Origin of the sequence: Vibrio sp. 10N.247.310.24, from assembly GCF_041467175.1 — a bacterium.
In the GTDB taxonomy this organism is placed as follows: domain Bacteria; phylum Pseudomonadota; class Gammaproteobacteria; order Enterobacterales; family Vibrionaceae; genus Vibrio; species Vibrio tasmaniensis_A.
This window is the reverse complement of sequence record NZ_JBFSUD010000016.1, coordinates 13,145-38,624: the sequence shown is the minus strand read 5'-3', so window position 1 is coordinate 38,624 and position 25,480 is coordinate 13,145. Positions and strand designations below refer to the sequence as shown.

22 protein-coding genes are annotated in these 25,480 nt (G+C 44.8%); 7 read left to right on the top strand and 15 right to left on the bottom strand.

Annotated features, from left to right (window positions below):
• The 5 genes from parE to nudF all read right to left on the bottom strand — a co-directional run bounded on the left by parE (position 1) and on the right by nudF (position 4,684).
• Positions 1-1,881, bottom strand: a complete 1,881-nt coding sequence (gene parE, locus AB6E08_RS07490) for a DNA topoisomerase IV subunit B (protein ID WP_017102959.1) — start codon at positions 1,879-1,881, stop codon at positions 1-3.
• Between the two features lie 239 nt (positions 1,882-2,120).
• A complete protein-coding gene (gene yqiA, locus AB6E08_RS07485) occupies positions 2,121-2,726 on the bottom strand; it encodes an esterase YqiA (protein WP_017102958.1) in 606 nt (201 codons plus the stop codon).
• Positions 2,726-3,550, bottom strand: coding sequence for a 3',5'-cyclic-AMP phosphodiesterase (cpdA, locus tag AB6E08_RS07480; RefSeq protein ID WP_009848963.1), 825 nt, complete (start codon positions 3,548-3,550; stop codon positions 2,726-2,728). The genes yqiA and cpdA overlap by 1 nt, the downstream gene beginning before the upstream one ends.
• 59 nt (positions 3,551-3,609) lie before the next feature.
• Positions 3,610-4,050, bottom strand: coding sequence for a DUF1249 family protein (locus AB6E08_RS07475; protein ID WP_017102957.1), 441 nt, complete (start codon positions 4,048-4,050; stop codon positions 3,610-3,612).
• A gap of 4 nt (positions 4,051-4,054) precedes the next feature.
• Positions 4,055-4,684: an ADP-ribose diphosphatase gene (gene nudF, locus AB6E08_RS07470; RefSeq protein WP_009848961.1), complete on the bottom strand. Its 630-nt coding sequence runs from the start codon at positions 4,682-4,684 to the stop codon at positions 4,055-4,057.
• Positions 4,685-4,910: 226 nt separating this feature from the next.
• On the opposite strand from nudF, the gene tolC reads away from it, so the two are divergent.
• Positions 4,911-6,221, top strand: coding sequence for an outer membrane channel protein TolC (gene tolC, locus AB6E08_RS07465; protein ID WP_017102956.1), 1,311 nt, complete (start codon positions 4,911-4,913; stop codon positions 6,219-6,221).
• Between the two features lie 167 nt (positions 6,222-6,388).
• Here the strand turns inward: tolC and hldE are convergent, their stop codons facing one another.
• The 3 genes from hldE to AB6E08_RS07450 form a co-directional block, all read right to left on the bottom strand.
• Positions 6,389-7,819, bottom strand: coding sequence for a bifunctional D-glycero-beta-D-manno-heptose-7-phosphate kinase/D-glycero-beta-D-manno-heptose 1-phosphate adenylyltransferase HldE (gene hldE, locus AB6E08_RS07460; protein ID WP_009848977.1), 1,431 nt, complete (start codon positions 7,817-7,819; stop codon positions 6,389-6,391).
• Between the two features lie 176 nt (positions 7,820-7,995).
• On the bottom strand, positions 7,996-10,845 hold the full coding sequence (gene glnE / locus AB6E08_RS07455) for a bifunctional [glutamate--ammonia ligase]-adenylyl-L-tyrosine phosphorylase/[glutamate--ammonia-ligase] adenylyltransferase (protein WP_372063951.1): 2,850 nt from the start codon (positions 10,843-10,845) through the stop codon (positions 7,996-7,998).
• A 254-nt stretch (positions 10,846-11,099) separates the two neighbouring features.
• The gene (locus AB6E08_RS07450) at positions 11,100-12,356 is read right to left on the bottom strand and encodes a methyl-accepting chemotaxis protein (protein WP_012603193.1); all 1,257 of its coding nucleotides are present in this window, start codon (positions 12,354-12,356) and stop codon (positions 11,100-11,102) included.
• A gap of 97 nt (positions 12,357-12,453) precedes the next feature.
• Here AB6E08_RS07450 and AB6E08_RS07445 point away from each other — a divergent pair, with 97 nt between their 5' ends.
• Positions 12,454-13,203, top strand: a complete 750-nt coding sequence (locus tag AB6E08_RS07445) for a potassium channel family protein (RefSeq protein WP_017102954.1) — start codon at positions 12,454-12,456, stop codon at positions 13,201-13,203.
• 39 nt (positions 13,204-13,242) lie between these two features.
• Here the strand turns inward: AB6E08_RS07445 and AB6E08_RS07440 are convergent, their stop codons facing one another.
• Positions 13,243-14,760, bottom strand: coding sequence for an inorganic triphosphatase (locus AB6E08_RS07440; protein WP_017102953.1), 1,518 nt, complete (start codon positions 14,758-14,760; stop codon positions 13,243-13,245).
• 207 nt (positions 14,761-14,967) lie between these two features.
• On the opposite strand from AB6E08_RS07440, the gene AB6E08_RS07435 reads away from it, so the two are divergent.
• From AB6E08_RS07435 to AB6E08_RS07425, 3 genes are all read left to right on the top strand, one after another.
• A complete protein-coding gene (locus AB6E08_RS07435; protein WP_010434644.1) occupies positions 14,968-15,648 on the top strand; it encodes a TIGR00153 family protein in 681 nt (226 codons plus the stop codon).
• A gap of 128 nt (positions 15,649-15,776) precedes the next feature.
• Positions 15,777-17,039: an inorganic phosphate transporter gene (locus tag AB6E08_RS07430; RefSeq protein ID WP_012603189.1), complete on the top strand. Its 1,263-nt coding sequence runs from the start codon at positions 15,777-15,779 to the stop codon at positions 17,037-17,039.
• A gap of 205 nt (positions 17,040-17,244) precedes the next feature.
• Complete coding sequence (locus AB6E08_RS07425; protein ID WP_017100421.1) at positions 17,245-17,856, top strand: TIGR04211 family SH3 domain-containing protein; 612 nt, start codon at positions 17,245-17,247, stop codon at positions 17,854-17,856.
• A 169-nt stretch (positions 17,857-18,025) separates the two neighbouring features.
• Here the strand turns inward: AB6E08_RS07425 and AB6E08_RS07420 are convergent, their stop codons facing one another.
• Both AB6E08_RS07420 and AB6E08_RS07415 read right to left on the bottom strand, forming a co-directional pair.
• The gene (locus AB6E08_RS07420; RefSeq protein ID WP_372063954.1) at positions 18,026-18,967 is read right to left on the bottom strand and encodes a general secretion pathway protein GspB; all 942 of its coding nucleotides are present in this window, start codon (positions 18,965-18,967) and stop codon (positions 18,026-18,028) included.
• Positions 18,967-20,655 (bottom strand): AAA family ATPase, encoded by a 1,689-nt coding sequence (locus tag AB6E08_RS07415; RefSeq protein ID WP_372063956.1) that lies wholly within the window; start codon positions 20,653-20,655, stop codon positions 18,967-18,969. The genes AB6E08_RS07420 and AB6E08_RS07415 overlap by 1 nt, the downstream gene beginning before the upstream one ends.
• 36 nt (positions 20,656-20,691) lie before the next feature.
• Here AB6E08_RS07415 and AB6E08_RS07410 point away from each other — a divergent pair, with 36 nt between their 5' ends.
• Positions 20,692-22,008 (top strand): multifunctional CCA addition/repair protein, encoded by a 1,317-nt coding sequence (locus tag AB6E08_RS07410; protein WP_372063958.1) that lies wholly within the window; start codon positions 20,692-20,694, stop codon positions 22,006-22,008.
• Positions 22,009-22,108: 100 nt separating this feature from the next.
• On the opposite strand, the gene AB6E08_RS07405 is transcribed toward AB6E08_RS07410, so the two are convergent.
• The 3 genes from AB6E08_RS07405 to folB are packed head-to-tail and all read right to left on the bottom strand — an operon-like array spanning position 22,109 to position 23,765.
• Positions 22,109-22,912, bottom strand: a complete 804-nt coding sequence (locus AB6E08_RS07405; protein WP_372063960.1) for an undecaprenyl-diphosphate phosphatase — start codon at positions 22,910-22,912, stop codon at positions 22,109-22,111.
• A 14-nt stretch (positions 22,913-22,926) separates the two neighbouring features.
• Positions 22,927-23,409, bottom strand: a complete 483-nt coding sequence (folK, locus tag AB6E08_RS07400) for a 2-amino-4-hydroxy-6-hydroxymethyldihydropteridine diphosphokinase (protein ID WP_372063962.1) — start codon at positions 23,407-23,409, stop codon at positions 22,927-22,929.
• Complete coding sequence (gene folB / locus AB6E08_RS07395; RefSeq protein WP_372063964.1) at positions 23,406-23,765, bottom strand: dihydroneopterin aldolase; 360 nt, start codon at positions 23,763-23,765, stop codon at positions 23,406-23,408. The genes folK and folB overlap by 4 nt, the downstream gene beginning before the upstream one ends.
• Before the next feature lie 138 nt (positions 23,766-23,903).
• Here folB and plsY point away from each other — a divergent pair, with 138 nt between their 5' ends.
• Positions 23,904-24,500: a glycerol-3-phosphate 1-O-acyltransferase PlsY gene (plsY, locus tag AB6E08_RS07390; RefSeq protein ID WP_372063966.1), complete on the top strand. Its 597-nt coding sequence runs from the start codon at positions 23,904-23,906 to the stop codon at positions 24,498-24,500.
• 91 nt (positions 24,501-24,591) lie between these two features.
• Here plsY and AB6E08_RS07385 read toward each other — a convergent pair whose 3' ends face one another.
• On the bottom strand, positions 24,592-25,407 hold the full coding sequence (locus AB6E08_RS07385; protein WP_065680178.1) for an alpha/beta fold hydrolase: 816 nt from the start codon (positions 25,405-25,407) through the stop codon (positions 24,592-24,594).
• Positions 25,408-25,480 lie beyond the last annotated feature (73 nt).

Sequence of the window (25,480 nt, the reverse complement as noted above, 5' to 3'; positions counted from 1 at the left end):
TTATACCTCGGCCATATCACCGTTAGTCTGTAGCCATGTACGGCGATCATCTGCACGTTTTTTACCAAGCAGCATGTCCATCATCTCGTTGGTCGCTTCGTTGTCATCAATCGTTAATTGAACAAGACGACGAGTGTTCGGATCCATGGTGGTTTCACGTAACTGAAGTGGGTTCATTTCACCCAGACCTTTGAATCGTTGCACGTTGATCTTAGCTTTCTTCTGCGACAGTCGCTCAAGCACACCATCTTTCTCTGCATCATCAAGTGCGTAGAACACTTCTTTACCGCAATCGATACGATACAGAGGGGGCATTGCCACATAGATATGACCCGCTTCAACCAATGCATGGAAATGGCGAGTAAATAGTGCACATAGCAGTGTCGCGATATGAAGACCATCCGAGTCCGCATCGGCAAGGATACAGATCTTACCGTAACGCAGGCCTGACAAGTCATCGTTATCAGGATCGATACCCAAAGCAACCGAAATATCATGTACTTCTTGTGAAGCCAATACTTGGTCCGCTGACACTTCCCATGTATTTAGGATCTTACCGCGAAGTGGCATAACCGCTTGGAACTCACGATCACGTGCTTGTTTAGCAGAACCACCCGCCGAGTCCCCTTCCACGAAGAAGATTTCGGTACGACTTAAATCTTGAACCGAACAATCGGTTAGCTTACCCGGCAGTGCTGGGCCTGAAGCAATCTTCTTACGCACAACCTTTTTGCTTGCGCGCATGCGACGGTGAGCATTCGCAATACAAGCTTCAGCTAACTGTTCTGCCAGTTGTGGTTTTTCGTTCAACCACAAGCTAAAGGCATCTTTTACCACCCCAGACACAAACGCTGCGGTTTGACGAGAAGAAAGACGTTCTTTTGTTTGACCAGCAAATTGCGGATCTTGCATCTTCACCGATAATACGTACGAACAACGATCGAAAATATCGTCACCCGTTAACTTAACGCCACGCGGTAGAAGGTTACGAAATTCACAGAACTCACGCATTGCATCAAGCAGACCTTGTCGAAGGCCGTTTACGTGTGTACCACCTTGCTTAGTTGGTACTAAGTTCACGTAACTCTCGGTGATCATATCACCGCCTTCTGGCTGCCAAATAATCGCCCAGTTCGCCATTTCTGTTTCAGCAACGAATTCGCCGACATAAGGTTCCTCAGGCAGTAAGGTGTAACCTTTCACACCTTCTGCAAGGTAGTCTTTTAGACCATCTTCATAGAACCATTTATGTTCTTCACCGCCAACCTTGTCGACAAAGGTGATTTCTAAACCAGGGCAAAGTACAGCTTTAGCGCGCAAGTTATTGATAAGACGTAAAACAGAGAACTTAGAGCTATCGAAATATTTTGGATCTGGCCAAAAATGTACCGTCGTACCGGTATTGCGATGACCACAAGTACCTGTAACAATAAGATCCGTTACGGCATGACCACCTTCAAGGGCAATTTCATGTACCTGACCGTCACGGCGAACCGTCACTTCAACACGTTTTGACAACGCGTTCACCACCGAGATACCTACCCCGTGCAAACCACCTGAAAACTTGTAGTTATTGTTCGAGAACTTACCGCCAGAGTGGAGCTTAGTTAAAATCAGCTCAACACCTGAGATCCCTTTTTCAGGGTGGATATCAACAGGCATACCACGGCCATCATCCGTCACTTCTAACGATTGGTCAGCATGCAACACGACTTTAATCTTCTTAGCGTGTCCCGCTAGTGCTTCATCAACCGAGTTATCAATGACTTCTTGGGCAAGGTGGTTTGGTCTTTCTGTCTCGGTATACATTCCCGGGCGATGTCGCACGGGGTCGAGACCTTCAAGTACCTCGAGGTCTTTTGCATTATATTGTTCAGTCATAATACGGAGTTTACTCAAAAAGTTTGCGTCAGTTCGCTGGCTCTAGTTTGACTAAAGCGAAATCATTACTATGAACCGTCATAGTAGAGCGAACGAGCGAAGTATTGGGGAATATAGTCTGGAAGCTGAGTAATGATGTCAAGCTAGTTCAAAAACTAAGGCATCAAACTATGATATTTCACCACTGATAGATGAAATAACAGTCAAACAAGAGAAAATTACTTGATTGCTGAAACAGATTAAAGATTTAGAAAGGTGATGATTTGTTGGGGGTAGCGTTCAAAATTAACAAAGCTATGATCCCCGCCCTCTTCTACTGTCTGTACTGCACCTTGGTACTTCTCTACCGCTTGTCGGTAATCCAGAACTTCGTCTTCCGTTTGCTGAAGTAACCAGAAGTCACTCGGCTGAGCGATAGCCGGAACCTCTAACGCCTTCAGTTCATTGATATGTTTTGTTTCCAGAACATATCGCTCTCCTGTGTATGGATTTACTTGTTCACCTAAATAGTCAGCAAGAAGCTCATACGGCTTAACGGCTGGATTCACAACCACAGCTTTAAAGCCATAGTGAGTATTCAGCCATGTTGAAAGATAGCCACCCAACGAGCTACCTACCAACGCTATCTGATATTGCTCTTTATATTGCTCCACCAGTTGCTGCAAATAAATGGCCGCTTGCTGAGGAAAACTCGGCAGTTGAGGTGTCATCACCTTGATATCAGGACGATGCTCCGCGCAATAGTCAGTAATCACCGTTGCTTTGTGAGAACGTGATGAACTGTTAAAACCGTGAATATAGAGAAGCAGTGGCGGCTTAGCGGCTTGCTGTTCAGAATCAAACATCAATAACCTGCCGCTTCAAAATCAGGTAAGAATTGTCCATGAGGTAAACGGCGAACTTGCGTGCTCACAGATCCATCTTGATGCAATTCAATCTCTCTCCAACCAGGCGACAAAGTATCAACCGCAAAGTCATCTGAGTTAGGTTTGAATTGCACACAAGTCGACGGTGTTGCCATGACTTGTACACCATGATGATCTCGATTCATGTCTTGATGAACGTGACCACACAGTACCGCTTTCACATTGGTGTGCTGTTGAACCACTTCCCAAAATTGATCAGCATCTTTCAGATTATGTTGATCCAGCCATGCACTGCCAACCAACAGTGGATGGTGGTGCAGCAGAACCAAGGTATTACGTTCGGGAAATTCGGTTAGCTTTTGTTCTAGTAGATCAAGCTGTTGATCACTGAGACGTCCGTGAGGCACGCCAACCACTTGCGAGTCCAGCATCACCATCTGCCAATTATTACCTAGCAAAACATGCTCAACGCATTGTATTTGTGGTGATGGTAAAACACTGCCCATATTCGGTTTGAAGTCATGATTCCCTGGCAACCAGTAACACGGTTTATCCAAAGGTTGAATTCCTGACTCAAATTTTTGGTACGACTCAGCACTGTGATCTTGAGAAATATCACCGGTTGCTAAAATCGCTTGATAGTCAAAGCCCTGACTAACAATGGCATCGACTACAGCACGAAAGCTATCTTGAGTGTTGATGCTTAATAAGCTGCCATTGCTCGGCGCAAATAAATGCGTGTCCGTTAGCTGTACAAGCTTAATACTGCTCTCATCAAATTTTGAAGTGTGTGATAATTCCAAAATAACAAATCCAGATACGTTACTGTTTAGACTTTAAAAGTGTTTTTAAATAGGCTCAATTAAAAAGAAACTGGGGTTCGGCTGATACCTGTTTTTAAACAAAACGTTAACCATTCCCCAAGAAATTTGTTCAATTGAAATTTCTCATCCTTTTGCAGAAGTTTTGTGTTGGGATAGTCATATTTTGCTTTGACTCGCGAAAAATCCCCGCTAGCGCACACTTCTGCAACTCGAGCGTCGTGATATAGCCTGACAGACATTTTTGGCAAAGGAAACACTGGCATCGCGTCACTCTGACATATATCTATTAATGTGGTGTATTTTGTGACCTCATTCACTGTCAATTGATACACCATATTAACGGCTTGGTAACAGCGAACGTCACCAACCTCATGCTCAACCGGTAACAGAGCATTAAGTTTGGCATAGTTAGTCTCGTAAACTCGCATCAATTCAGCCAAATCGACATGATACGTTTTTTTGACTGCTATATTTGGCATGACGTTAATCTATCCACTCTGACTGTAATTCTTGGTAGTTCAATTGTAGCCACTGCAGCGCAATGATCGTGGCGCCATTTTCAAACACACCGTCTTTTACTAACTGATAAGCGGCTTCGCGACTCATCACTTGCACGCGAATATCTTCACCTTCGTAATCCAATCCGTGAACCCCTTTTGCTGTCGTGGCGTCAACACAACCAACAAAGACGTCGAGCTTTTCTGAGCAACCGCCGGATGAAGGATAATACGAAGTAATAGGCAATACAGATCCGACGTCGACCCCCGCTTCTTCCATCGCCTCACGACGAGCAACATCTTGTGGTGATTCATCGGTATCAATAATCCCCGCAACAATTTCGTATTGCCACGGGTTCTCATGCTCTAGAGCACCGACACGGATCTGTTCGACGATCACCACTTCATCACGCACAGGATCATAAGGTAGCAAAGCGGCAGCATGTCCACGCTCAAACATCTCACGCTCGATTGGTTGGCTCCAGCCGCCCTCAAACAGTCTATGTTTAAATGTGTACTTAACCATTTTGAAAAAACCACGAAACAGCGTCTCTTTTGAGACTATTTCCACATCTTGCGGAGTAAACTCATGTCGTTGATTGTCATACTGTTGCATTTGATACCTCACTAAGTGATCTTATAGTTTACTCATTGTCCGAGTTAACTACCAAGGATAAGGTTCAACTTTTAGTATAAAACTTATAATTAAAGTTAAGTTTTAAAAAATAAATATTGCACAAGTGGACAGTTAACTGTAAAAAAGTGCAAAGTTTCGAGTAAATTACCACCAAACTGGGTTAAACTCTTTTAAAGAAAATTCCATTAAAGGCAGGAATAGGAAAATGAAAAAACTGCTTCCACTATTTATCAGTGCAGCAATTGGCAGCCTGAGTTCGTCAGCTTTCGCTGATACGCTAGCTGAGGTTTACGACCAAGCAAAACAGAACGATCCTCAACTTCTTCGTTCAGCAGCGAAGCGCGATGCCGCTTTTGAAGCAGTAACGTCAAACCGTAGTGACTTGCTACCACAAATTGACTTGAGAGCTAACTACGACATCAACCGTGGTGAGCGAAGTGATGTAAATAATGACAGCAACCAATGGGGAGCTGGAATTTACTTTTCTCAGGAGCTGTACAAGCGCTCTTCTTGGATCACGCTAGATACAGCAGAGAAAAAAGCTCGCCAAGCTGATTCTTCATACGCAGCAGAGCAACAAGCTTTGATCCTTCGTGTTGCTACCGCTTACTTCGAAGTACTTCGTGCTCAAGATAGCCTAGAGTTTGTTCGTGCTGAAAAAGCCGCAGTTGCTCGTCAACTGGAACAAACTAAGCAGCGCTTTGAAGTTGGCCTTTCAGCAATCACCGATGTGCATGATGCGCAAGCTCAGTACGATGGTGTTTTGGCTGATGAAGTTTTAGCAGAGAACACTCTGATTAATAACTACGAAGGTCTACGTGAAATCACAGGTCAAGAGCACTCTAACCTAAACATCTTAGATACAGACCGCTTCTCAGCAAGCAAGTCTTCTGAATCTGCTGTTGCACTGGTTGAGCAAGCTCAAGAGAAAAATCTGAAGCTATTGGCATCACGTATTGATCAAGACATCGCTAAAGATAACATCACGCTAGCAAGCTCAGGTCATCTACCTAGCCTAACGTTGGACGGTAGCTACTCTCTTGCCGATCAATCAAGCAGCCCTAGTGATTACGACCAAGATAACCTAAACGTCGGCTTAAATTTAGTTGTGCCTCTATACACAGGTGGTAGTACAACTTCTTTGACTAAACAGGCTGAATACAACTACGTTGCAGCAAGTGAAGACCTAGAGGCAACTTACCGTAGCGTTGTGAAAGACGTTCGTGCATTCAACAACAACATCAGTGCCTCAATTGGTGCGCTACGCGCTTACGAACAGTCTGTTGTTTCTGCTCAGTCGGCTCTAGAAGCTACAGAAGCAGGTTTTGATGTAGGTACTCGTACTATCGTTGACGTACTAGATTCAACTCGTCGTCTATACGATGCCAACAAGAACCTTTCAGATGCTCGTTACAACTACATCCTAAGTGTACTTCAGCTTCGTCAAGCTGTTGGCACGCTAAGCGAACAAGACATTGTTGATGTAAACGCAGGTCTAAAAGTCGCAAGTAAGTAATGCTTAAATCCTAGTTAAATACTCTAACCAGAGTCTTTAATAAAGTGACTAGATTACCGTTACAAAAATGCCGCTCAATGAGCGGCATTTTTATTATCTGTTGAAAGCTAATTCTCAGCTTAACCCAAAGGTTAAGCCTTGAGACGAGAAAGCTAGAAGACTAAGAGTTAGCCTCGACCACCTTTAATCGCTTTAATGATTTCAGTCGTAGAGCAACCATCTTCAAAGTTAAGTACTTTAACTTCACCGCCAGCCGCAATCACTTCCGCACCACCAGCAATCTCTTCAGGTTTGTAATCACCACCTTTCACAAGAATGCTTGGCAGAACTTCAGAGATCAAACGTTGCGGTGTATCTTCAGAAAACGGAACAACCCAATCAACCGCACCTAAACCAGCCAGTACCGCCATACGACGATCGGTTGGGTTCACAGGACGACCAGGGCCTTTTAAGCGTTTCACAGATTCATCCGTATTCACAGCAACGATCAAACGATCACCCAACTCAGCAGCATGGTTCATGTAAGAGACATGTCCCGCATGCAGAATATCAAAGCAGCCATTAGTCATAACGACTTTCTCGCCTTTCGCACGAGCACGTTTCACCGCTTCAACTAGGGCAGCTTCAGAGATCACACCGTAGTCAGTATCTTGGCTACCATGAATCGCTTCCGCTAACTCAATCGTAGACAACGTCGATGTACCTAGCTTGCCAACTACCACGCCAGCTGCAGCGTTTGCTAATGCACACGCTTCATCAAGTGGCTTACCTGCAGCAACTGAAGCTGCTAATACTGAAATAACCGTATCACCAGCACCAGTAACGTCATACACTTCTTTCGCTTGGGTCGGTAAGTGGAATGGTTCTACGCCTTTGCGGAGCAATGTCATGCCATGCTCACTGCGAGTCACTAGCAAGGCTTCAAAATCAAACTCTTCAATTAACGCGAGCCCTTTTTCGATCATTTCATCTTCAGACTTAACCTTACCGGCAACCAGCTCAAACTCCGCCATGTTTGGCGTAAGTAATGTCGCACCACGGTAGCGTTCAAAATCTGCACCTTTAGGGTCGATAAACACCGGAACGTTCGCGGCGCGTGCTTTTTGAATAAAGCTCTGCACATGCTCCAAAGCACCTTTCGCATAATCAGATAAGATTACCGAGCGTACATTAGGCAGTGCTTGCTCCATGCGAGATAAAACAAGCTCAGGATCCGTGTTCTCAAATTTGTCTTCAAAATCAAGGCGGATCAACTGCTGTCCACGGCTCATGACACGTAATTTTGTGATGGTTGGGTAGTCGTCCAACTCAACAAAATCACACTTCACCTTCAGTGCACCTAGGGTGTTTTTTAACACCTCAGCAGGCTCATCTTTTCCAGTCAAACCAACGATATGAGCATGACCACCAAGAGAGGCAATATTCATTGCTACGTTGGCAGCACCACCAGGACGCTCTTCGTTATTTTCTACTTTAACAACGGGCACAGGTGCTTCTGGTGAAATACGGCCAGTAGGGCCATACCAGTAACGGTCAAGCATTACATCACCGACAACAAGAACGCCTGATTGGCTGTAGTCAGGTAGAATTGGTTTCATTGTGGATCTCCAAAAATCGAATCTGGCTAGAGTCTAGCACACTGATTACAGTGGCTAAACCATAGAAAAATGAGTGAAAGCCTAACTCGATAGATACTCTAGTAGCTAATAAGCAGCTAAGAAGTCGATAAGCGATCACTAAATGATAATGACGTAACCGTTAAGAAATAGTTCCGTTACGCTTCCATCCATTGCTTCCATGCCTGAACAACATGTTCCCTTTCCATTTTAAATTTATCAATCGCCACGTCCGCATCAAGGTTGAGTAGATTGCGGTGATGGATTTCATCTCTTAATGTTGTATAGGCATTAGTTAATGCCATGCCTTGCTGTTCGTCCATAATCCCTTGTGACAACAGACTTTCAAAGATTCGTACATTGTCACACCAACGAGTCAACTTAGGTTTTTCATTACTGTATCGAAGTACTAAATATTGCGCCAAAAACTCAATATCGGTGATACCACCCGCATCTTGTTTCAGCATGAATCGATCGGCTTTTTTTCCACCGAGGTGCCCGCGCATTTTTTCACGCATATCGACAACGGATTTTTTAAGTACAGCTTCATCTCGAGTCAAACACAAAATCTCATGGCGAGTCTTGTTAAATGCCGAAGCCAATAAGTCATCACCATAAATCATACGAGCGCGAGTCAAAGCTTGGTGCTCCCAAGTCCACGCGTCATTATGCTGATACTCATCAAAGGCATCGGTTGGACTCACTAATAGACCAGAGACACCTGAAGGGCGCAAGCGAGTGTCGACCTCGTACAAAATACCAGAAGCAGTTCTGGTCGAGAAAATATGAATAATGCGCTGCGCCAATCTCAGATAAAATTGGCGTCCGTCGATCTCTTTCTTACCATCAGTATAGATGTGTACCGGGCAATCGTGCATGAATACGATATCGAGATCGGAGTTATAACCAAGCTCCCAACCGCCGACTTTGCCGTAACCAACGACGGCGAAGCCACGACCTTCACGATCTTTAACGTGGGTAGGCTCCCCAAACTTGGCTGTCACTTGTAACCAAGCTTGATTGATGCCGGCCTCAACAATCGCTTCTGCTAAATAGGTAAGGTGATCACTGACCTTCATAACAGGCAAAACGCCCGCAATATCAGCGGCTGCAATTCTCAAGATACAAGTCTGCTTAAACTGACGCAGACCCTCCATCTGTTGTTCCATGTCATCTTCAGGAATACGGGCTAGATAATCACGTAACTCGGTCTTGTAAGACTCTAAAGGCACGGGATTGTAGAGTTGTTGCGGATCAATAAGTTCATCTAACAGGATTGGGTAACGACCCAACTGCTCCGAGATCATCGGGCTCGCTGTACATAAGCGAACGAGTTGAGTGAGGGCTGCAGGGTGCTCATCCAATAGCTCAAGATACGTGGTGCGCGTAACGATTTTTTGTAACAGATGCAGCACTCGAGACAAACCAAATTCAGCATCCTTGGCGGTATAGAGCGCTTGAAACACTTTGGGCATTAATCGATTGAGTACTTCACGTCCACGAGGGCCAAGGGTTTTCTTAGCCAAATCAGCTTTGAATTGGATAATGGTTTTCGCCGCTTGCTGTGGGTTAGCAATCGCGATGTCATGCTCTAGAACCTGCTCAATCACATCTTGCTTATGAGCCATATCCCACAACTCACTAAAGTGACTCGCGATTGGGTTAGCATCATCTTCATCAACCCCAATTAGGTCTTCGAATACTGTGTGAACATTCGCCATATGAGCACGGGTCGCATCAATCAAACCATCCCAATCTGCAAACTGCATGGCGACAGCAAGTTGCAACTGTTCGAAATCGCCATCAGGTAAGGTTTGAGTTTGCTTGTCGGCCATCGCTTGTAATAGGTTCTCAAGGCGGCGTAAAAACAGGTATGCCTCACGTAAGTGACCGACCTCTTCTGCTTCTAATAAATGAAGATATTCAATCGCACTTAACGTCTCCAACAAACCTCGACCACGAAGGCTCGGTTCACGTCCACCACGAATCAGTTGAAAGACTTGAGCAATAAACTCGACTTCACGAATACCACCAGAGCCAAGCTTAATGTTGTTTGATAAGCCACGACGTCGCACTTCGCTACTGATCATCGACTTCATTCGACGCAAAGATTGAATGGCACTGAAGTCAATATAACGACGAAAAACAAACGGACGCAGCATCTGGCGGAGCTCTTGGTATTCAGGGTACATTTCGCTGCCCATCACACGCGCCTTAACCATTGCGTAGCGTTCCCAGTCACGGCCTTGTTCTTGGTAATAGTCTTCAAGAGCAGCATAGCTCATGACCAAAGGGCCGCTCTCCCCGAATGGACGCAAGCGCATGTCGACTCGATAACAGAATCCGTCAAAGGTTTGCTGATCAAGCGCCTTGATAATACGTTGCCCCAAACGCGTGAAGAACTGCGCGTTGGCGATACTTCTTCTTGCTCCTTGGGTTTCACCATTCTCAGGGTAAGTAAAAATTAGATCGATATCGGAAGAGAAATTCAGCTCACCGCCACCTAACTTGCCCATACCTATGATCAACATAGGCTGCGCTTCACCTTGCTCGTTACAAGGTGTGCCCCACTCTTTACAACAAATATCGTACTGCCATTGATAGGTCTCAAAGATCATCGCCTCTGCTAGCATCGACAAATGATTTAAGCTCTGTTCTAGATCCCATGAGCCCATAAAGTCACGCCAAGCAATGTAGGTCATCTCTCGATTGCGGAATTGACGCAGTACACGTTGGCCGCTCATTTCATCAGCACAACCAGAAAGTAACTCGGCCAAACGCTTACGATACCCTTCCGCGCGCTCTTCACATCTCAGCATCTCTGGCAAGGTGCTGGATAAAATCGAGTCACGCTGTAAACAATCACCAACAAAACAGCTCAAGCCTAATACACGCTTGAGCTCGGCAATCAATGACTCAGGCCAAGTGTTAATGGCGTCACTTTGATGCTCTAATAATTGCTCAAAAGCAGACTGGGAATGAGTGACGAGTAGAGAAGGCAATGGCATGTTTCTTCCTTGTGTAAGCTGCGCACCGAACAATTGGCTTGTCGGTTCAGTTCTTCAATAACGAGTTCTAAAAACTAATGATTAGTTATACCAAAGTTCTGCCAATAAAAAACGCCCACATTAGCAATGTGGGCGTTTTATCAGTGAACTTATCAAGCAAAGCCTTTATCTCTAATAACAAGTCTCCGTGGCCAAACCTCTAGGAATAGACCTTTAGATCTTACAAACTAGAGCTCAAGACCGAGAACTGGGGATTAAACCTTAAACTGCTTAATCTTACCGTCTAGCTCTTGTGCGTTGCTTTCCATGATCTCAGAAGTCTCGAGAAGCTCACCCACCACCACTACGGAAGCTTCAACAAGCTCACGAACATTGGTCAGGTTGACACTCATCTCTTCCGCGACACTAGTTTGTTGGCCCGCAGCAGTCGCGATCTGGAAGTTCATATCATTAATCTGGTTTACCTGACTTACGATGCCATCAAGCTCAGAACCAGCGTTAGTCACTAGGTCTACGCCTTCAGCGGCTTCAACAACACTCTTTTCCATCAGCTCTACAGCCGAGTTAGCACTGCTTTGTAGATGGCTAATCATATCTTGAATTTCTACTGTCGCTTGCTGAGTACGTTGCGCAAGGTTACGAACCTCATCGGCAACAACCGCAAAACCACGTCCCGCTTCACCGGCACGCGCGGCTTCAATCGCTGCGTTCAAAGCCAATAGGTTCGTTTGCTCTGAAATGCCTTGGATAGTACCAACCACACTGCCAATCGAGTCTACGCGCTCTTCTACTTGGTTTACCGCTGCTGCAGAGGCTGCGATGTCCGAAGAAAGCTCACTCATCTTAGAAACAGAACCTTGAACGAACTTCTGACCTGTTAGTGCTTGACCTGATGCTTGCTCAGTAAGAGAAGAAGCACTTTGCGCGTGCTCAGCCACAGTTTGCACAGTAGACGTCATCTCGCTCATTGCTGTCGCTAGTTGGTCGATTTCGTTAAATTCTTCCTGAGCTGAATCTTTGGTTTCGGACATGCTGATGGTCATCACTTCCGTCAGGGCAAACAACTCATCAGAAGAGGCCACCTGAGTTTTGATCATGTCATTCAACTGGACTCGAGTTTTTTCGAGTTCTCGTGCCACATCACCGTATTCATCTTTACAATCCATATGAATAGGCACTGATAGGTTCTTATCGGCCATCGTTTTAATGGCGTCATTGAGGTATTGAGTTTGGCGAAGCATAACGCGCGCTGCCGCCAATAGAAGAACCACAAACACAATGATCATCAAGGCTGTTTGCCAAGCCACTTGAACTAGGTAAGTCTCGTAATGCTGCTGTGCAACTTGTGCATTGTTAGTGACTGCAAGTAATGAATCGTAAAACGCACTTGCGTCCCATAGCTGCTTCGAAATAATCAAGATAGTGCTGAAAACCATCAGCATGATCATTTTTGGAACGAGACGGATGTCCGAGATAATCCTTTCCCACGGCTTGAATGACAGTTTAGTCATTGTCAGTTCTCCATTAACTCTTATATATTGATGGCTTCTATATCCGCGAGATGGCTATGTCAGTCAAAGTTCGCGATTTATTTTGAGCCTCGTATGAATGTTAAATAGTATCAAAGACACCACTAAGCCGATGAGCTTATTATCACTGATTCTCTCTTTCTTAGCGTTATTTGTGATCTCAGGCTTATTGTTTGCACCGATTGATAAAGAATCGAAACAAGTTCTTATCGGCCTGGACTTTATAATCTGTAGCGTTTTTCTTTTTCAGCTCACTATTGATCTATTCAGATCACAAAATAAGAAAGAATATCTAAAAGTACACTGGATCGATTTCTTGGCAAGCATCCCTATGGTCGAGCCACTTCGATTCGCTCGCATTTTTCAGATCTTGCGCGTGATTCTCGTTCTTCGGTCAGGAAAACGTGTTTTCAGGGAGCTGTTTAGCAATCGAAAAGAAACGACACTCGCCTCAATTATTTTGCTATTGGTTATTCTCCTGACCATAGGTGCAGGAACAATACTGCTGCTAGAGCACAAGGATCCCAATGCCAATATTACCACTGGCCAAGATGCTTTATGGTGGGCTTTCGTAACGATTAGTACCGTGGGGTACGGCGATCATTATCCAGTGACGAGCTCAGGCAAGTTAGTCGCTTCTCTGGTGATCATTTGTGGTGTGGGTGTTTTTGGTATGATTTCAGGGTTGATTACTTCTTTGATCACCTCTCCAACTCGCCATGACAATCAACGAGCTGAAAACAAAGAGAAGCACCTTGAGAAGATCATTGAGCAACAACAGAAAATTCTCGAACGACTAGAAAATCTGGAACAACAAACAAAAAAATAGGGCCGAAGCCCTATTTTCAATTTCATGTTGTTATGAAACTCAGTCTTGCCAATACGGCTCAACTTCTACACTTATTTGGCGTGTCTGTTCCATCGCATGCAGAATAGACACCTCTTGACGAGCTAACCAACGCTCTAGCTGAACCTTCTCATCGCCTTCTAACTTCTCAGTCAAAGGCTCCAGTGTTTTAAGTGCCAACAAGTCATCAATGCCTTGCACCATATCGGCCCATGGCAAGCGGAAACTGTTTCGCTCAGCGTCATCATATAAACTCGCGAAACCAACACCAGAATACAGATTACGCATCAAACGGTATTGCTGCTCAATATACGCTTGGCTGGTCATCACTCGCTCTGGCGGGAAAGCTTCCATCAAGTCTGCCCATGTGCGATCGAGTTGCTGCACGGAAAACCATTCGATACCACGACCCATTTGCTCACGCGCTTTCTCATCTAAGAAAGGCTGCCAGCCACGAGACAAGATCCAACGGCTCAGATCCAACAATAAACCGGTGTAACGAGCAGAGCTCAGCAAGGTAAGCAGATCTTCACGATCTGGCAGTTGCTCTTGCATCTCTTTAAGCTCAGCGACTAAGAACTTACGCGCATCGAGTTTACGTAGTACGTGTCCTTTATCTTCCAGCAAGTCTTCGAAGTGATCATAGCTTTTCAGCCAGTCGAGCTCTTGCTCAAGCCATTTCAACTCTTGACGTAAAATAGCACTCGCGCGTCTTGGGACAATGCCACCGTAGATAGTGAAGGTTTGACGAATAAAACTCAGCGAGTGACTGATCTCATGCAGCGCTTCAATCGATTGGCGCTCGGTGAAGATCTGCTCGTGATAGTGCCAATGAGCGAGAGCATGCTCTAAAGATTGAATGAAACACGATTCAACGGTATCACTTTTGTCAGTATCAACTAAGGTCAAAGGAGTGACTTCATCTCCTTGATAACCTTGAGCAAGGCGGTAACCCTTAGCTGCTTTGCTTAGGTTACCCAAACGCATACCACCTTGTTCGCAGAATTGGCGAGACAATGTAAATAGTGCATCCGTCTGACCGGATTTAAGTTCCAATTCAACTTCGCAAATCGGTTCTTGCAGGTCGCCTGATTCAACAAAGCCTTGATCGAATGCGACCTCGACTTGGCTACCATCAGGCATACCAATCAACCACTGCTCACGCGTGAAGTTAGTAGAGAACAGAGGAGTCAGCTCAGCTTGCAGCGTTTCGATGTCTTTACCTGCTGGCCAGATATCCTCTGGGTGCAAGGCTAGCTTAGGTTCGTTGCTGTCGTGCTCTGCATTGTATTCAGGCCTTTGGTGCAGGCCAGCAACCACACGACCAGCAGTCTTTACGGTTTGTACAAATACGTCATCAAAGCGTCGAATGCGTAAGCCTGTATCGTGCTTACGTAGCCAGTTGTCAGCGGTGTCAAAGTAGATGTTACCTAGCTCACGACAACTGTGCTGAAGTACTTTAGTTTCAGCAATTTTATTGCGTAAAGTCTCTGAAAATTCAGGAGAAACAAAAAACTTCAGTTCTATCTCGGTTTCCATAGTTATACCTTTCTGTGAAGATAGGGACAGGATATTGCCAATTTGAAAAGTCGGCAAGTCAGAAATATCGCCCTTATGATGATCTAAAACAGTTTTAATGAGAGATTGATTAGGTTAACATGCGCGACTTTGTAGCCATCGCTTAACATTTCACCATGAATATGGTGTATGTTGTTTTAAGGTTATTATTTATTAGGTTGGATGACCATGCCAGTAAATACAATTATGGGGTTATTTGCAAAGTCCCCAATTAAACCTTTGCAGCGTCACGTAGTATGCGTGAACGAATGTTGTTCTCACCTAGTTAATTTCTTTGAAGTTTCTTCAAAAGGTGACTGGGAAAAAGCATCAGAAATTCGAGCTCAAATTTCTCACCTTGAGAAAGAAGCTGACGTACTAAAACGTGAAATTCGCCTTAAACTTCCTCGTGGTTTGTTTATGCCAGTTGATCGCACCGATATGTTGGAGCTATTAACGCAACAAGACAAACTCGCAAACCTAGCGAAAGACATTGCTGGCCGTGTATATGGTCGTCAACTTGTCATTCCTGCTCCAATGCAAGAAAACTTCATCGCTTACGTTAAACGTTGTCTAGATGCAGCGAACCAAGCACAAAACGTAATCAATGAATTAGACGAATTACTTGAAACTGGCTTTAAAGGCCGTGAAGTAACACTCGTTGCCGAAATGATTCATCAATTAGATGTAATTGAAGATGACACGGATGCGATGCAGATCGAACTACGCCAACAACTAATGGCAATTGAAGGCGATCTGAATCCAGTTGATATCATGTTCTTATACAAAATTCTTGAATGGGTTGGTGGTATTGCAGATCAAGCACAGCGTGTAGGCGCTCGTCTTGAAGTAATGCTTTCTCGATCTTAAATCATACGTTAACCATATAACGAAGAGCATTTTTTGAACAAACCACTTATGCGCTGAGTATTTCTCTCGCTGAGCGGTTTTTTGCGTCTAAATTTGTTCCGCTTGTTATCAAACAACTAGGTATTACGATGGATATCCTTGCTAACTACGGCACTGTCCTGATTATTGTTGCAGCAGCTTTCGGTTTCTTGATGGCTATTGGTATTGGTGCAAATGACGTTGCGAACGCAATGGGCACCTCAGTAGGCTCTAAAGCTCTAACCGTTAAACAAGCGATCATTATCGCAATGATCTTTGAATTCGCAGGTGCTTACCTTGCGGGCGGCGAAGTAACAGACACGATCCGTAAAGGTGTTATCGAAACATCTCTGTTTGCAGATCAACCTGACGTACTTGTGTACGGTATGATGTCTGCACTACTCGCTGCTGGTACATGGCTACTTCTAGCTTCATACATGGGCTGGCCAGTATCAACGACTCACTCAATCATCGGTGCAATCATCGGTTTTGCTTGTGTGTCTGTGGGTACTGAAGCTGTAGATTGGAACAGTGTCCAAGGCATTGTGGGAAGTTGGATTGTCACACCATTGATTTCCGGTATCTTCGCCTATCTCATATTTGTCAGTGCCCAGCGACTGATATTCGATACAGAAAACCCGCTATTCAATGCGAAGCGTTTTGTACCGGTATACATGTTCATTACTACAATGGTCATTGCACTTGTAACGATCAAGAAAGGTCTTAAGCACGTAGGCCTTCATCTAACCGGTACTGAAGCATGGTTATGGGCTGCAGGTGTTTCTGCTGTCGTCATGATTGGCGGTTACTTATACATTCAGAAGAAGTTTGCTAACCGCGAAGAAGACCACGGTTTTACTGGCGTAGAAGGTATCTTCAGCGTACTAATGGTTATCACAGCTTGTGCAATGGCATTCGCACACGGTTCAAACGATGTTGCCAACGCGATTGGTCCACTATCAGCGGTTGTTTCAACAGTTGAGCACATGGGCGAAATCTCAGGCAAGAGTACTATCGCATGGTGGATTCTTCCACTAGGTGGTATTGGTATCGTTGTTGGTCTTGCAACAATGGGTCATAAAGTAATGGCAACCGTTGGTACTGGTATTACAGAACTAACTCCTAGCCGTGGCTTTGCAGCTCAACTAGCGACCGCGTGTACGGTTGTACTTGCTTCTGGTACTGGCCTTCCGATTTCAACCACGCAAACATTAGTTGGTGCGGTATTAGGTGTAGGCTTTGCTCGTGGTATCGCAGCTCTAAACTTAGGCGTTGTGCGTAACATCGTAGCTTCTTGGATTGTGACGTTACCTGCAGGTGCTCTACTTGCTGTTGTATTCTTCTACGCAATTCAGGCTATGTTTACTATGTAATAGCCCTGACGCTAGTCAATATTAGCGTCAGAAAACGGTGAGCTTCAGTAAAGATATGTAAATACCATGTCATTATTGACTCAAACGCACAGAAAGGGAGGCTTTGCCTCCCTTCTTTGTTGCACCATATAAAAAAACTAAATATTATTTGCTCATTGAGGCTGACTCATACGCCTACCCAATTTGAATCGTTAAAGGATTTACTGTGAAAAAACTGATTAGCTTAGTTTTGTTCGCAATGCTTGCGGCTCCAGCTGCCTTTGCTCAAGACCGTTATATTGCTGACAAACTATTTACTTATATGCACTCTGGCCCAAACAATACTTTCCGTATCATAGGTAGTATTGATGCCGGTGAGAAAATCACCTACCTGCAAACGAACAAGAGCACGGGTTACACTCAGGTTCAAGATAACCGAGGACGCAAAGGTTGGGTTGAGAGTAAGTTCGTAAGCACGAAAGAAAGTATGGCACTGCGCATGCCTAAGCTAGAGAAAGAACTCTCTGAAGTAAAAGGCAAGCTGGCAAATGCTCGCCAAAGTGCTGATAGCGAAAAAGCAGGTCTCGCAAGCTCTCTAGACTCTCGTAACAAGCAGATTGCTGAACTAGAGCAGAACTACAGTGAGATTAGCCAACAGCTAACGAGCTCTCAAACAGAGAACCGTGAACTACGCGCTAAGCTAGATACTCAAAAAGATGACTTACTATTGAAGTACTTCATGTACGGTGGTGGTGTTGCTGGTATTGGTCTACTTCTTGGCCTTGTTCTGCCACACATCATGCCTCGTCGTAGAAAGTCACCAAACGGCTGGGCGTAAGCCTCGCATTTGCTAGTAGGTTCAGTATCGCTAGTAGGTTCAGTATCGAAGATCAAAAAGGAGCACCGAAGTGCTCCTTTTTATTTGTCTGGATTTATCATTCAAGTCACAGCGCTAATACCTATTACAGCGCTAACATCAATCACAGTAAGTAGTAATATCGATAGTACTAACCTTTCCACTCATACAAAGCTGGGATTTCTATTTTCTGCTGATTGAATTCAATGATTACCGATTGTGGTTTAATCTCAAGCAACTGAATACCCCGCTCGATCCATTCCCCTTGAGCAACTTCGTGTCCATTCACTTTTACCCAACGCTTAGTTTCGCTACTCGAGTACATGTGAGTTTGTAAGTCTAATTTAGGTAATACACCAGCCAATCTATTGCCATGTGTTTCTAAACCGATGACCTGAGAATCCATATCCCCCACAGGTCTAGAATCCATCGGTTCAGGTGAAACCGACGGCTCTCCCATCATTGATTCAAGCTTCAACGCTAAATCGGGTGACAACTCGGTGAGGTCTAACCCTTTCAGTAAATCACGGTCCGATTGCAGCGTGGCATTATCATTATTCGTTCCAGGTTTAACTGACGGTTCAATAGATAATGGCTCTAAATTCGTTGCTGCTTGATTACTATTATCTACATTTTCCATGATCGCTTTTGAGCCACTAGCGATATTACCGATGTCGGTGCCCATCTTTGCATGTATCTCTTGACGCGGTAGTGCTTTCAAAAACTGGCTTACCGGGGCCGAGCGAACAGAGAATAATGCTTCATCGTCTGCATTCACTGACACTGCATCCACACTGGCAATGCCAGCACCGGCAATTTGAGGCTCAAGGTCTGATTGAAGCTTTGATTCAGGCAGAACTCCGGAGGAAACGGGGCTAGCCGAGCCTTGCTGCTGTTGATTATACGACTGATAAGCCAGAACGCCGCCCACCAATAATGAAGGCACCAAGACAAGGATCAGTCCCATTGTTAACGATGAACCTCGTTTGTTGCTAATCCCTCTAACAGAGCTAGGCACGTGATGGTTTTGGTAACCTTTAAAGCTAGGTTTATGATTAGAAGACTGTTTAAGCTCGTGCATAATACGTGACATTAGCTTTCGCCTCCTTCTAATGACATCAACTTAGGCGAGTCGAGTTGAGCTAATCTCTGCAACCTTGCTAAGGTGCGCTTACCTGCGATGCCATCAACAGACATACCCTGCCAAGTTTGAAACGCTTCGATTTTCATTTTCAATTCATAGTCAAATACATCACTGCCCGATACGTCTTCACCCAAGACTTCTGAAAGCAATAGATCAAGTAAAGCAACCGCCTCACCTTGATAACCCTCTTTCAGGGTCTCTCTTAGCGGCTGTTTCCAAATCGCGACATAATCACCTTGCCAAATTTGCTTTAAGGTCCGCTTAGGCATCACCAATAGCTTTTCGTTGACTAGGAGCTCAACAGACTCCTCAGACGCGCCATAAAGTACAGCAAACACAGGTTCTTGACCTAATTCCAGATTAAGAACCACGGGAACTCCAAATTCAATCAAATATTCTAAATTGGCTTGATGTTGCTCACATACAAATACACTTTGTTGTTCACTCAAACATAGCCAATCACGAAGCGAAGATTCATACCCCCAAAGCGTGTATAGGTCCCTAATTGCAAGCGTTTGATTATTCCCTTGCTTTAAGTGATTCTGAACATCTTGTGGTAGTGCAAACTTCGAAGTCTTGAGATCTTGAACCGGTATAGATTTATCATCCAATATCGGTGCTTCAGCCACGAATGAGCGTTGAGTATTCGCCGCTACTTCCGTTTTCACTTCACTGGAAGTATCCGCAGGCATCCATGAACTAATATAGGTTGGGGCGAAGTTAAAGGTCGCGATTGCAAGGCCGACACTTAATGTGGCAATCCCCGCGTATTGGATTAATTTTGGAACTACATGAGTAGCACGAGTTTTCTCGACGTGATACACATCGGCCTGAAAGGACATGATCTGCTGACAAGCTCGGTTAACCGTTTCATTACTCGGTGATTTATCACCATCATGGAAAGCCAATTGCAGCGCTTTATCACACACCAAGTTAATGAGCCTCGGAATACCATGGGTATATTGGGCGATAAGCTTGATTGAACGATTCGAAAACAACATCTGCTCACCACCAGCCGTTTCCAAACGAAACGCGATGTACTTACCCGTTTCTTCGATATTAAGAGGTAATAAGTGATAGCGACCTGTAATCCGCTGCGCGAGTTGACGTAGCTGTGTTGTTTGTAAGTGTTGCTGCAATTCAGGTTGGCCAACCAACAGCACCTTTAATAGCTTACGACTATCGGTTTCTAAATTGGTCAGAAGGCGTAGCTGCTCCAACACATCAGCAGCAAGGTGTTGGGCCTCATCTATCACCAATAAGGTTTGAATGCCTTCAGCATGGCTATCAAGCAGGAAGTGATGAATTGCCTGACTCAGCTGTTTTAACGACGCTTGTTCAGGGTATTCGACCTCAAACTCATCGCAGATAGCTTCAAGTAAATCTGAATTGGAAAACGTAGGGTTGAGTATAAGGCCAGCTTGAGTCTGATGATCGAGTGATGACAACATCGCTTTGGCGACCGTTGTTTTTCCAGTACCCACTTCACCAGTAAGCATCGCAAAGCCCCCACCTTCGCCTAAACCGGCTTGTAGGTTCTGCATCGCTTCTTGATGGCGCTGACTTAAAAACAAATAGCGAGAATTTGGTACAATCGAAAATGGCATCTCAACGAAGCCAAAATATTCCTTATACATGTGCTGCCCTATAATTACGATTAATGGAAAGTACCATTGCTCGCAGTAAAGTCCAGCAGTGATAAAACATTTCGAGGTGATAAGTTGCAAATATACGATAGCCTACCAAAATACAATGGGCTACAGCGCTATCTAGTCGGTGGAGCGGTACGCGATAAGCTGCTCAATATTGATAGTTATGATAGAGATTGGGTCGTGGTAGGAAGTACCCCTCAGGAGATGGAAAGCCTTGGCTTTACTGCTGTCGGGAAAGATTTCCCCGTATTCTTACACCCAAAAACCAAAGAAGAGCACGCACTGGCTCGCACTGAGAAAAAATCCGGTTCGGGTTATACAGGTTTCGAATGTTACTTTGCACCAGATGTGAGTTTGGAAGAAGATCTCATGCGTCGAGATCTAACGATCAACGCCATCGCTCAAGATGACAAAGGCCAACTTTACGATCCTTACCATGGCCAGAAAGATCTCTCTGATCGTATTCTAAGGCACGTCTCGGATGCCTTTGTTGAAGATCCTCTTCGTGTGCTGCGTGTGGCTCGCTTCGCCGCCAAACTCCATCATCTCAACTTCACGGTTGCATCTGAAACCATGGTGATGATGAGTGAGATAGTGCAATCCGGTGAACTGGCACACCTCACTGCAGAGCGAGTTTGGCAAGAGTGGCATAAATCTCTTAGCACTCCCCACCCTGAAGTGTTCCTTTCTGTATTGAAAGAGTGTGGTGCATTGGCTGTTGTATTGCCTGAAATTGACGCTCTGTTTGGTGTACCTCAACCTGAAAAATGGCACCCTGAGATCGACACGGGCATCCACACTCTGATGGTGGCTCAACAAGCTGCGCTATCAAGTTCATCATTGCCAGTACGTTTTGCAGCTCAAGTGCATGACTTAGGTAAAGGTGTCACGCCAGAAAGCGAGTGGCCAAGCCACAAAATGCATTGCCATACAGGCTTAAAAATCATTAAGAAACTGTGTGAAAGAGTCAGAGTGCCCAATGAATTCAGAGACCTCGCGTTATTGGTGTGCGAGCAGCATTCTAATATCCATCGTGCTGGCGAGTTAAAGCCAACCACCTTTCTCAAGGTTCTCAACAAGTTCGATGTTTGGCGTAAGCCAGATAGACTCGACGATATACTGCTTTGCTGCCAAGCCGATCATGCAGGCCGAAAAGGATTAGAAGATCAGCCTTACCCTCAAAAAGCACGTTTTGAAGTGGCTTACCAAGCAGCGCTTCAAGTCGAAGTGAAATCGATTATTGCCGATGGTTTTCAAGGTAAAGATATTCGAGAAGAACAAGAAAAACGCAGAACGTTCGCAATTGAGAGCGCCCTATTAGAACTCGCAGATAATTAATCGCCAAAGCGCTGATTCTCCGGTATTAAAAAAACCGCTACTAGGCGGGTTTTTCCGTTTCAATCTGTAGGACGAAACATTTGCCTTCGTAAGTCGAGCGCTACTGCATCATCAAGAAAGCAAATAGACCAAAACCTAAAATCAGGCGGTAGATAACAAACGGCGTCATACCCATACGAGAGATAAGCTTCAAGAAGAAGTGAATACAGATATAAGCACTGATGAAAGAAACCACGATTCCCGTTAGCAAAGAACCAACATGGATTGGATCACCACTGGTCACTAACTTCAGGCCCAAATAACCACCAGCCAGAGTGATGATTGGGATAGACATCAAGAAAGAGAATCGAGCCGCCGCTTCACGTGTGAAACCAAGGTAAAGTGCTGCGGTAATCGTTGCGCCAGAACGAGACGTACCAGGGATGATAGCCATTGCTTGAGCAAGACCAATAAACAGCGCCTTTTTCCAACCCGCTTGGTATTCGTCATCACGCAGGCTTGAGTTCTTATCCACCCACCATAGCAACAGACCAAAAATAATGGTGGTCGTCGCTATCACCCATGCACTGCGCAAGTAAAGCTCAACAATATCTTTCATCAACAAACCAAAGATACACGCAGGAATCGTCGCGAGAATGATCATCCACGCGAGCTTAGCTTCTTTACTGCGATCACCTTTAAACACGGAACCAAAGAATGCGCTCAAAAGAGAGACCACTTCTTTGCGGAAATAGATAACAACGGCGGCCAAAGTACCTACATGGACAGCAACATCAAAAGCCAAGCCTTGATCTTCCCAACCCAAGACAGCAGAAGGAAGGATTAAATGTGCAGAGCTGGAAATAGGTAAAAACTCAGTAAAGCCTTGCACCAACGCCAACATAAACGCTTCAAAATAACTCATTACTTGCCTTCAAATTATAGTTTCATATCTACAACAGAGAGTGTGTCTAATTGCTGCATATTCTGCCATATTTCACTGACGGTTCTTCCATCTTGCGGGATCACTCTCGCAGGACAGAGATCATAAAGTGGTTGTGTTACAAAAGAATATTTATAGATATCACTGCGTGGTAATTCTGGCTCGCTCTCAGAAACCACCTCTCCAAACAGCACAATATCAAGATCGAGCTTTCGATCTTGAAGCTTATGGGCATCTTGAGGGCGACCCCATTTAAACTCAATTTCACGGAGGTGCTGTGAAAATTCAGTCAATGAGAGTGATGTATCGATCTCAACCACAAAGTTATAAAACGAGTGGCTTTTAAACCCCACAGGCTCACAGTGATAGATCTTAGAGCATTTAAGGTTAGTCCCTAATGATTGAAGCTCTGTCCATCCCACCCTTGCATGCTTGTCGCGGTCTATGTTCGTGCCAACACCAACATAGGCTATTGTCATGCTTGACCTCTTTCGATGATCACACCCACGGCTTTTGCTTGTGGTACTGCGCCAGGCTTCGCTAGACGAATTTTAATCCAAGGCACTGAGAACTGAGTCATAATCAATTCAGCGACTTCTTCTGCCACACGCTCAACCAATAGGAATCGGCCATTCGCAATGTGGTCAAGTACGGCAGTGCTGACTGTCGAGTAATCCAAAGCATCGACAACATCATCACTCTTACCTGCTGGGCGATTGTCATAAGCCATTTCAATATCAAGCACAAGTTTTTGTTTAATCTCTTGTTCCCAATCGTAAACACCGATCGTTGTAATTACTTCTAGCTGTTCAATGAAAACTTTATCCAGTGCCATGACTTGTCCTTTTAGAGGTCGGATACCCATACCGGGGAAAAAAACGTATTATTTGCGTAATTCCAGATATGATATCAATTACTCTTAGATTGAGCATTATTTTCCCATCGTTAGGCTTATAACTGTTTAAGGAAAAACATGACCCCATTGGCACTCATCATGATTATTGCTGCCTATTTACTAGGTTCAATCTCTAGTGCGGTCTTGATATGCCGAGTCTTAAGACTTCCTGACCCAAGAACTGTGGGGTCCAATAACCCCGGAACCACCAATGTGCTTCGCGTGGGTGGCAAAGGCGCCGCTGCGGCCGTCCTGCTTTGTGACATGCTTAAAGGCACCATTCCTGTTTGGCTTGGCTACTACCTCAAGATCGATCCCATCATTTTAGGTGTTGTGGCGATCGCAGCCTGCCTTGGTCATATGTACCCAATATTCTTCCACTTTAAAGGTGGTAAAGGCGTCGCAACCGCACTCGGAGCTATCGCCCCAATTGGATTCGATCTAACGGGCATGATCATGGCGACCTGGTTAGTTGTGGCATTTTTGTTTCGTTATTCTTCTTTAGCTGCACTGGTTACTGTGTTGCTCGCACCTTTCTACGCTTGGTTAGTCAAACCTCAATACACACTGCCTGTGGCCATGTTGTGTTGTTTGATCGTCCTACGTCACCATCAGAATATCCGCCGCCTACTCGATGGCAGCGAACCAAAACTCGGGCAAAAAAAATCGGCTTAAACTGTCATGTCTAAGCCGATCCATTTTTAAATTGAGATACGTTTAAACCAACGTAAATCTCTGTCGAGCAATACTATTCAATATCTAAAGCTTACAGCAGATGTTTATCTAAAAACGTCTTCAGCATTGTGTTCACAAACTCTGGTTGCTCTAGCGAACTAATATGACCAGCATCAGGAATCACCACTAACTCACTGCCCGTAATACAATCGTTCATTAGGTATGACTCAAGTGCCGGACGTGGTTTGTCTTCTTGCCCTACAGCGATCAAAACCGGCAGTGCAAAGCTCTCTACTGCTTCAATCATATCGCGACGTCCAAAGACCATTCGACCGATTCGAGCCACTTCTTCAGCGTTCTCACCCTTAAGAGCCGATAATTTCTGAGTAAAGCCTTCCACTAAAGTTGGCGTGTTTGTTTGAGCATCATTTGCAAAGAACAATGGAACAACCGCTTCAACAATCGGTTGAGGAACCATCTTGGTTTGAGTAATGGTGTCTAACATGCTGAAGTATTTAGCATGAGCAACTTCTGGTTCTAAACCAACAAACGTATCCATTAGAACTAAAGATTTAATACGTGCAGGTGCAAGTTCCGCTAACTCGGTTCCCCACATACCGCCAACCGATAAACCTACTACGGAAAATTCTTCGATTTCTAAATGATCAAGTAGATCCAAAATGTGTTGAGCGTAATCTTTTAAGTTGCGCATCGAGCTCGGCGCGGCTTGTGATTCACCATGAGACCAAAGCTCTGGAACAATACAGCGATACTGAGTTTTTAATGCATCGATCTGCGGCTTCCACATTGCACTGTCCCAAAGGTAGCTGTGGCCTAATACAACAACAGGGCCTTGACCTTCATCTAGGTACGCCATCGATTGATTGTCTACTGTGAACTTGTTCATTTTCTTCCCTAATCTCTATCAGCAATTATTTATCGACATACAGTCGGTAAGCTAGGATATAAAAACGGCCGCA

Excerpts from the sequence above, each read along its gene's own strand:
- parE (WP_017102959.1), bottom strand. The coding sequence starts at position 1,881 with ATGACTGAACAATATAATGCAAAAGACCTCGAGGTACTTGAAGGTCTC.
- yqiA (WP_017102958.1), bottom strand. The coding sequence starts at position 2,726 with ATGTTTGATTCTGAACAGCAAGCCGCTAAGCCGCCACTGCTTCTCTAT.
- AB6E08_RS07475 (WP_017102957.1), bottom strand. The coding sequence starts at position 4,050 with ATGCCAAATATAGCAGTCAAAAAAACGTATCATGTCGATTTGGCTGAA.
- nudF (WP_009848961.1), bottom strand. The coding sequence starts at position 4,684 with ATGCAACAGTATGACAATCAACGACATGAGTTTACTCCGCAAGATGTG.
- tolC (WP_017102956.1), top strand. The coding sequence starts at position 4,911 with ATGAAAAAACTGCTTCCACTATTTATCAGTGCAGCAATTGGCAGCCTG.
- hldE (WP_009848977.1), bottom strand. The coding sequence starts at position 7,819 with ATGAAACCAATTCTACCTGACTACAGCCAATCAGGCGTTCTTGTTGTC.
- glnE (WP_372063951.1), bottom strand. The coding sequence starts at position 10,845 with ATGCCATTGCCTTCTCTACTCGTCACTCATTCCCAGTCTGCTTTTGAG.
- AB6E08_RS07450 (WP_012603193.1), bottom strand. The coding sequence starts at position 12,356 with ATGACTAAACTGTCATTCAAGCCGTGGGAAAGGATTATCTCGGACATC.
- AB6E08_RS07445 (WP_017102954.1), top strand. The coding sequence starts at position 12,454 with ATGTTAAATAGTATCAAAGACACCACTAAGCCGATGAGCTTATTATCA.
- AB6E08_RS07440 (WP_017102953.1), bottom strand. The coding sequence starts at position 14,760 with ATGGAAACCGAGATAGAACTGAAGTTTTTTGTTTCTCCTGAATTTTCA.
- AB6E08_RS07435 (WP_010434644.1), top strand. The coding sequence starts at position 14,968 with ATGCCAGTAAATACAATTATGGGGTTATTTGCAAAGTCCCCAATTAAA.
- AB6E08_RS07430 (WP_012603189.1), top strand. The coding sequence starts at position 15,777 with ATGGATATCCTTGCTAACTACGGCACTGTCCTGATTATTGTTGCAGCA.
- AB6E08_RS07420 (WP_372063954.1), bottom strand. The coding sequence starts at position 18,967 with ATGTCACGTATTATGCACGAGCTTAAACAGTCTTCTAATCATAAACCT.
- AB6E08_RS07415 (WP_372063956.1), bottom strand. The coding sequence starts at position 20,655 with ATGTATAAGGAATATTTTGGCTTCGTTGAGATGCCATTTTCGATTGTA.
- AB6E08_RS07405 (WP_372063960.1), bottom strand. The coding sequence starts at position 22,912 with ATGAGTTATTTTGAAGCGTTTATGTTGGCGTTGGTGCAAGGCTTTACT.
- folK (WP_372063962.1), bottom strand. The coding sequence starts at position 23,409 with ATGACAATAGCCTATGTTGGTGTTGGCACGAACATAGACCGCGACAAG.
- folB (WP_372063964.1), bottom strand. The coding sequence starts at position 23,765 with ATGGCACTGGATAAAGTTTTCATTGAACAGCTAGAAGTAATTACAACG.
- plsY (WP_372063966.1), top strand. The coding sequence starts at position 23,904 with ATGACCCCATTGGCACTCATCATGATTATTGCTGCCTATTTACTAGGT.
- AB6E08_RS07385 (WP_065680178.1), bottom strand. The coding sequence starts at position 25,407 with ATGAACAAGTTCACAGTAGACAATCAATCGATGGCGTACCTAGATGAA.